8 protein-coding genes are annotated in these 7,385 nt (G+C 43.6%); 1 reads left to right on the top strand and 7 read right to left on the bottom strand.

What is annotated here, in order from left to right:
• Positions 1-90: 90 nt before the first annotated feature.
• The 7 genes from PENNN9_RS06570 to ilvA form a co-directional block, all read right to left on the bottom strand.
• Positions 91-912: a sulfite exporter TauE/SafE family protein gene (locus PENNN9_RS06570; protein WP_058368905.1), complete on the bottom strand. Its 822-nt coding sequence runs from the start codon at positions 910-912 to the stop codon at positions 91-93.
• Positions 913-1,006: 94 nt separating this feature from the next.
• The gene (gene ccoS, locus PENNN9_RS06565; RefSeq protein ID WP_058368904.1) at positions 1,007-1,306 is read right to left on the bottom strand and encodes a cbb3-type cytochrome oxidase assembly protein CcoS; all 300 of its coding nucleotides are present in this window, start codon (positions 1,304-1,306) and stop codon (positions 1,007-1,009) included.
• A 119-nt stretch (positions 1,307-1,425) separates the two neighbouring features.
• Positions 1,426-2,202 (bottom strand): YdcF family protein, encoded by a 777-nt coding sequence (locus tag PENNN9_RS06560; protein WP_058368903.1) that lies wholly within the window; start codon positions 2,200-2,202, stop codon positions 1,426-1,428.
• Positions 2,192-3,304: a UDP-N-acetylmuramate dehydrogenase gene (gene murB, locus PENNN9_RS06555; RefSeq protein WP_058368902.1), complete on the bottom strand. Its 1,113-nt coding sequence runs from the start codon at positions 3,302-3,304 to the stop codon at positions 2,192-2,194. Before murB ends, PENNN9_RS06560 begins: the two co-directional genes overlap by 11 nt.
• 163 nt (positions 3,305-3,467) lie before the next feature.
• Entirely contained in the window at positions 3,468-3,968 is a 501-nt protein-coding gene (locus PENNN9_RS06550) for a low molecular weight protein-tyrosine-phosphatase (RefSeq protein WP_058368901.1), read from the bottom strand.
• Between the two features lie 230 nt (positions 3,969-4,198).
• On the bottom strand, positions 4,199-4,621 hold the full coding sequence (locus PENNN9_RS06545; RefSeq protein ID WP_058368900.1) for an RNA-binding S4 domain-containing protein: 423 nt from the start codon (positions 4,619-4,621) through the stop codon (positions 4,199-4,201).
• A gap of 215 nt (positions 4,622-4,836) precedes the next feature.
• Positions 4,837-6,390: a threonine ammonia-lyase, biosynthetic gene (gene ilvA, locus PENNN9_RS06540; RefSeq protein ID WP_058368899.1), complete on the bottom strand. Its 1,554-nt coding sequence runs from the start codon at positions 6,388-6,390 to the stop codon at positions 4,837-4,839.
• A gap of 268 nt (positions 6,391-6,658) precedes the next feature.
• Here ilvA and rpiA point away from each other — a divergent pair, with 268 nt between their 5' ends.
• Positions 6,659-7,318: a ribose-5-phosphate isomerase RpiA gene (gene rpiA, locus PENNN9_RS06535; RefSeq protein ID WP_058368898.1), complete on the top strand. Its 660-nt coding sequence runs from the start codon at positions 6,659-6,661 to the stop codon at positions 7,316-7,318.
• Positions 7,319-7,385: the final 67 nt, after the last annotated feature.

The following is a 7,385-nucleotide window of genomic DNA, read 5'->3' as shown; positions in this document are numbered from 1 at the left end:
AATGGGCCGCCATGTGCAACGATATTACGTTGCAGGCTTTTTATTTGAAATGCTTTTTAACTATGGGGTTTTAACTCAATCTAAGGATAATTATTGAGAATGATTCATAGTGTTTGAGTTGGTATCCATGTTATCCATATCGTGCATACTATGATTCATTTGGCTCATATCATAAGAGTCTGTCTCAGACATCAAGGCAGAGTGGTTATCATGATTCATCTGAGTATGACCACCGTGGTGCATATTAGACATCGCAATAGGCACAAGGGCAACGGCCAAACCAGACACTACCATGATGGCTCCATTTAGCTGGCGCAAGCGAAAGCGCCCAATCTTATCGCGCATCCAGTGAACTGTCTCATGAGTGGCAACTAACATCGGTACTGTACCGAGGCCAAAAACAAACATCAGCGCTGCACCGCCTATAGGGTTATGAGCGACGACTGCGATGAGGAGGGCGCCATACACGAGACCGCAGGGCAAAAATCCCCATAATAGACCAGCTACTAGAGCACGTGGGAAAGTAGTGAGCGGAAATACTTTTTGGCGTAAGGGGCTAAGGAATTGCCAAAAACGCATACCAAAACGCTCAAGCTTGGTCAAAAATGGAGCACCCAGCATAGTGACACCTACCAGCACTAAAACCGCGCCCAGTAATAGACGCGGCATGCTATTGCCTATCATCAGAGGCTCAAGTACGGTTGTACCAATCAATCCAGCCAGCAAACCCAAAAACGAGTAGCTAAGCAGACGTCCAAGATGATAAGTGGCTATCAAAACACGGCGCTTGACTGGACTGACATCTTTCATTGACAATCCAAACGCACTTACCAATCCGCCACACATGCCTAGGCAGTGCGGTGAACCAAAAAACCCCATTAGTAATGCTGCAACTAATAATGCTGTGGTCATAAGCAGCACCTCTCAAAATAAGTAGTAAACGAAGACGGTATTCTATTAAAAGTCAAAACAATAACGCCCTCATAAAATCAAAGTTTTTAAAATTTTAATGCCGCTCTTTATTATCGAGACCAGCGTTATCATTAGTATTCAGTGGTTTACGAGTATCCAAATCCAAGCTTTCGGCATCAGCAGCAGTAGACATAGTATCCGTTTGCTCAGCAGAATTAGCTGGTTTATGCGACTGGATAACTTGACGACGCTCTTGACGATCATCCAATATAATGCGCTGTGAGGCGTTGTCTAAATCCTCAAACTGATTGGATTTTACAGCATAACGAACGGCCCAAATAGCTACCACGAACAGCATCAAGCTTAGTGGAATCAATAAAAATATACTGAGCATGGCAAACCTCTTAAATAGCCGTTTATTCTATTATTATACACTTATTGCAAGTGTGATAAATTTAACTTTATAAGTGAAATTCATGCAATTAAATCTGCACAGTTTTGAGACATTCGTATCTATTGATCAAAGGTTTTGACTGCGTTACCTCGGGGCGTTAACAATTGTTGAATGCTGACTTCATCGGCAAGTCGGCAATCTAATTGTGGGCGCAAGACATCGCGTAAATAGGCAGCTATTTCATAAACCGCACGTCTTGAATGGCTTAAGTTTTGTGCAGGTTCCATCCAATCAAGTGGTACAGGAAGTGGTGCATTTATAGGCGTGCTATGAATTCCATTTAAGGCAAATTGTCTACGTGCTCGTGCCATATGATAATTATCGGTAACAAGGTAGACATGGTATAAAGGCACGCGCTTGGCGGTAAACCGTGCATTTTCACAAGTATTCATACTGGCATTTTCGCTAATAGGTTCATCGATGCCATGCTCTATAAGCCACTGACTCATCCAAGGGGCTTCTGCGCCACTGATAATGATAGGTAGGGGTAAGTCATGATAAGCAATAGCAGCGGTACGAATACGGTTCAGACTATAACCATTAAGGATAATTTGGTTGTTGTTGTCGTTCGTAAGACCGCCACCAAGGACAACGTAGGCAGAGGGTGTTGAGCCCATATCAGTAGCTGGTATCGCAGGCAATGACAAATGATCAAACACATAAATAACTGCACGAGAAAATAGTGGCGTGAACAGACTAACAAGAACCAGTATAATCGCTGTCGAACCCAATAAAAAAGTTATATTGATGATACGGAACACTTTAATCATGCGTTCAGCTGCGCGCAAGTAGTGACGGGACAGCTTATGAGACCATGAGCGCTTCTTAGACCCCATGCTCACCATATCCAACTGTACCATCAGCATTAACCCAAACCGGCTCACGAGCTAAAGTGATGGCAAACTTTTTATAAATACAGCTTATGATATGGTTTTGGGCTGCTACCACATCAGCTTGGGTGGCTTGATAAGGAGCGTGATTGGTAAGGACTAATGCTTGTTTTTTATGGGTAATAATTGGTTCAATACCGCCACCTTTTAAGCCTGCTTGCTCTATTAGCCAACCTGCTGCAACCTTGACTGTCGAATCTGGCATCGGGTAACCGACGATATCAGGATAGATGGTCTGTAATGATGTAAACTGGCTTTGAGTGATAATAGGGTTTTGAAAAAAGCTACCGCAGTTGGGTAGCTGGCTAGGGTCAGGGAGTTTTTGTTGTCGTATATCAATGATAGCGTGCATTACATCTACAGGAGCCAATTGACCACGCCCTTGCTGCTCAGCATAGCGTTGAGCCACTGTATGCACATCACCATAACTGGCCAATACCTTTGTTGCATCGGTATGCAAACGAAACCCCACCCGGCTGATTAGCCAAGTATTCGGTGTGCGCTTAAAAATACTATCGCGGTAGCCAAACCCACAGTCAGCAGCAGTGAGATGGTGCCAAGCTTTGGTCGGTAAGTGATAAGCGCGAACATACTGCAAACGGTCCTCTAGCTGCACACCATAAGCACCGATATTTTGTACAGGAGCTGCACCAGTGAGCCCTGGAATTAATGCTAAATTTTCTAGTCCGTACCAGCCTTGATTGACGGTATGAATAACCAAATCATGCCAGTTTTCACCTGCCATAACCTCAATATCGACATAGTCTTGGGTCCGATCGATAAGCGTAATACCACGCATGTGCGGTCGTAATACGATCGCTTGCAGATGCGTGGGCAATAAGACATTGCTACCACCAGATAGCACAAACAATGACGGATTAGGCTCAGTATTGTTTGTATAACTTGCCATAAAATGGTCTAGCTGTGCCTCCTCCGTCAATGTCACTACAGTATCAGCGATGCAAGCGAGCGCCATCGTATTGGCGTAAGACAGATCATGCAAGCAATCGTACTGAGCATTAGGAGCATGGTGCAAATCTATAGACATAACACGACCTATTAGACAAATAAATAAAAGCTATCAAAGCAACAGCTGAATATCAGCTAGGCTTTAATGCGCTGGCTATTATAAGGGATATACGGTATAAAAGCAGATAAAATGCTTGGATTTTGCTGTTTGGTATTATGACACTTACTCATTCAAACAACCCTTACATAGCCTTCCAGCTCTCTATCCATGCCTTCGCGCTCGACTCAATACGTTCAATGACATCTTCAAAATCATCTCCGTCACCTTTGTAGGGATCTGGAACGTCATCACCGCCATAAGTAGGATCTTCTTCGCTAAATAACGCCAGTTTAGCCAACGATTCTTGCGATGTATTGTCAATGCTATCTTTCAATGCTTGCAAGTCAGCCAAGTTCTGAGAATCCATTGCTAGAATTAAATCAAAGTCACGAAAGTCATCAGCATTTACCTGACGTGCAACCAATTTACTAATGTTGTAACCATGACCTTTAGCATGACGCTGCGATCTGACGTCAGGGGCATTTCCAACGTTCCAATCACCTGTACCTGCTGAATCTACCTTTATAGAAAGCCCTGCAATAGCAATTTGTTGACGAAAGATTTCTTCAGCAGTTGGTGAGCGACAGATATTACCTAAGCAAACCAATAAGATAGAGGATGGAGCGGAAGCTTTAACCAGCATAACATGACCTTTTATGACAAAAAATGCTACAGAAGACGAATATTAAGAATATGGTCCATTAGCGTGTCAGTATATAAATGAGTTGATACTAATCTAGAGAAGCAATAACACACAGTTATTCTTGCTCATTTTAACAGTTTTACTTGAAAATTATTATCATTTAGCGTGACTTATCAAGCGTAACGGTTAATACCGTGCATAACAAGCACACAGACTTAACAACAAAGTTTTTAATCCTTGTGGTGTTTAAAGCGTTGTAAATCACGGCGCTGTTTTTTATTGGGCTTATTATCAGGGCGTGCAAGGTTGGCAAGTTTGCGCTGCTCAGCATAGTAAGCACGGCGCTCTTCGCTCTCTTTAGTCTCTGAATACAAAACTTGGGCGGCAGTCGCGTTGCCACGTTGCGCAGTTAACGCTTCGACGACGACTGTCTTTTCTGTCATGGCAGTGGCTGAGCCCTGGCGAATGGTTAATTCATCACCGACCGAAATCTCTTTACTAGTCTTTACGCGACTACCGCCATAATGTACTCTTCCGCTTTCAATAGCTTGCTTGGCCAGGGTGCGCGTCCGATAAAAGCGTGCGGCCCATAGCCATTTATCGAGACGAATTTTAGCCAAGGCTTGGTTCTTATCATCAGTATTATTCTTCATAATTGCTACTCTATATCTATTTCTATATCAAATAAGATTAGGGCAACTTTAATATTTGCAAATAGATTTTTGTTATGAATAATACTGAGCATTGAGTAATAGGCGTTGAATGATAGTTGTAAGCGACCACTCATATTAAAAGAGGTAGCCTACTATACTAAAAGAGATCATCTGTCGCTTGTCGCTATTATTTATAGAACTGTTACTTCACTATACTATTTTAGGAACAGTTTATAGCCAATATTGTCATTTAGCATGGTGCAGTCATAACCGATGTCGAGTAGGGCGTCTTGTAACTGACGTGAATTACTCTCAGAGGCTTGCAGACCAACTAACACTCGTCCTTCAGCAGCACCATGATTACGATAATGAAAAAGCGTAATATTAAAATCATCACCCAACTTTTCTAAAAATGTCAGTAATGCTCCTGGGCGCTCAGGGAAGGTGATTTTTAGCAACTGCTCGTTTTCGACATGAGCATGACCTCCAATCAGATGACGAATGTGTGATTTGGCGATATCATCATCTGTTAAATCATGTGCTGCGTAGCCGTCAGCTGTCAATTGATCGTTAATGGTTTGACGTTCTCTCTCCCCATCTTTTAGAGCGATACCGACAAAGATTGAGGCAGGCTCCATCGAATCTGGCGACTTTTTGCTGTCAGCACGGTAGTTGAACTCTGTAATATTACGTCCATGTAAGCTGCGGCAGAAATTTAAAAATGCGCCAGTTTGCTCAGGAATAGTCACACCAAAGATGGCTTCTTTTTTCTCACCAATCTCAGTACGTTCAGCGATATAACGCAGGCGGTCGAAGTTCATATTGGCGCCGCAAATGATACCGACACAGTTTTTACCTTGTAGATTGTTAGCTTCGATATACTTTTTCATACCAGCGACTGATAATGCGCCAGCAGGCTCAACGATACTACGGTTTTCTTCAAAGATGTCTTTGATAGCCGCGCAGACTTCATCATTGGTACAGGTTACGACTTCAGGCTCAACGATTGGCCCCGAATTATCGCCTTTTTGCGTACGTACAACGTCAAAAGGCAACTCGCCAATTTGAGCAACTGCCACACCGTCGACGAACAATCCTACTTGCTCAAGTCTGACTCGCTCGTCTGCTTGTAGTGCTGCTTTAAGAGAAGCTGATTGTTCCGCTTCTACGGCGATGACTTTGACATGGGGAGCCACTTCACCTAAGAATGCTGCGACACCTGAGATGAGGCCGCCACCGCCCACCGCAACGAAAACATAATCCATGTTGCGCCATTGTTGGGTCAGCTCAAGTCCAATGGTACCTTGACCGGCGATGACCAGTTCATCATCGTAAGGGGGGATAAAGGTTAAGCCTTCACGCTCGGCGCGTTCGATCGCATAGCGGTTGGCTTGATCGAAGCTGTCTCCATGCAAGTCAACGTTGCCGCCAAGTGCTCTCACTGCATCTACTTTGATATCAGGTGTCGTCGTTGGCATAACGATGATGTTATTCAACGCTAACTTGCGGGCAGAGTAAGCAACGCCTTGTGCATGGTTGCCTGCTGAGGCGCAAATGACACCGCGCGCTTTTTGCGCATCACTTAATTGGCTAATGCGGTTATAAGCCCCGCGCAATTTAAAGGATTTGACTGGTTGCAAATCTTCACGTTTAAGTCGAATATCATTGGTAAAACGCTGGGTCAGCTTAGGTGCAGCTTCAAGTGGAGTTTGAATAGCAACATCATAAACCGTGGCTTGCAAGATGGCTCGTACCCAATGTGATAGCATAATAATCCCTAAACAAGTAATAAATGAAGATAAAAATGAAATAGATTAGCCTATGCTGATTTTGGCTATCTTGCAAGACTCAATTGCAAGTTTTGCTTAGAATTTGAAGCTATATTCATGTCAAATATTGAATCATTCCGAATAGTGTAATGAAGCAAGGACTCAATGAGAATTGGTATTACGCTAACATCGATTAAAATCATCAGTTATAATAGCCGCGCATTTTACCTTTTTTATAGTGTTAAGTTTATTTTGCCAAGGATTTATGATGAGCGATCAGCAAGCACAAAAGCAAGCCGCAGCCAAAGCTGCTCTAAGTTATATTGAAGATGACATGATACTTGGAGTAGGCACAGGCAGTACGGTCAACTGTTTGATTGAATTGTTGCCTACCTTAAAACTTGCTGGTGCTGTTGCCAGCTCACAGGTCACCGAAGATAAGCTACGTGCGCTTGGTATCGAGATAGTTGATCTGAACTTTGCCGGAACGCTCGATGTCTATATTGATGGCGCAGATGAAGTAAACGCACAACTGCAACTGGTTAAAGGCGGCGGCGGTGCACTCACTCGTGAAAAGATCGTCGCAGCGGCATCTAACAAGTTTATATGCATGGTCGATGAGAGTAAAAGTGTCGATATACTAGGACGCGCATTTCCAGTGCCGATCGAAGTGCTGCCGCAAGCTCGCTCCTATGTCGCTCGTCAGCTTGCGCAAATGGGCGGCGAACCAGTCTACCGTGAAGACTTTGTCACGGATTATGGCAACGTCATTCTCGATACTTACGACTTAGATGTCAGCAACCCCATTGCGCTTGAAAAAGAGCTTAACAATATCGTTGGAGTCGTGTGCAATGGTATCTTTGCTGCCAATCAAGCAGATGTGTTGCTAAAAGCAGGTAATGATGGAGTAACAACATTGACTCGTTAGACGGCTGGTTAACTAGTTGTTAATTGCTGATTGAAAACTAAAAAGGCAGAACACAATGTGATCTGCC

The sequence above is a fragment of the Psychrobacter sp. ENNN9_III genome (assembly GCF_001462175.1).
Taxonomy (GTDB): Bacteria; Pseudomonadota; Gammaproteobacteria; order Pseudomonadales; family Moraxellaceae; genus Psychrobacter.
The sequence above is the reverse complement of the archived record's forward strand: the minus strand, read 5'-3'. Positions and strand labels throughout refer to the sequence as shown.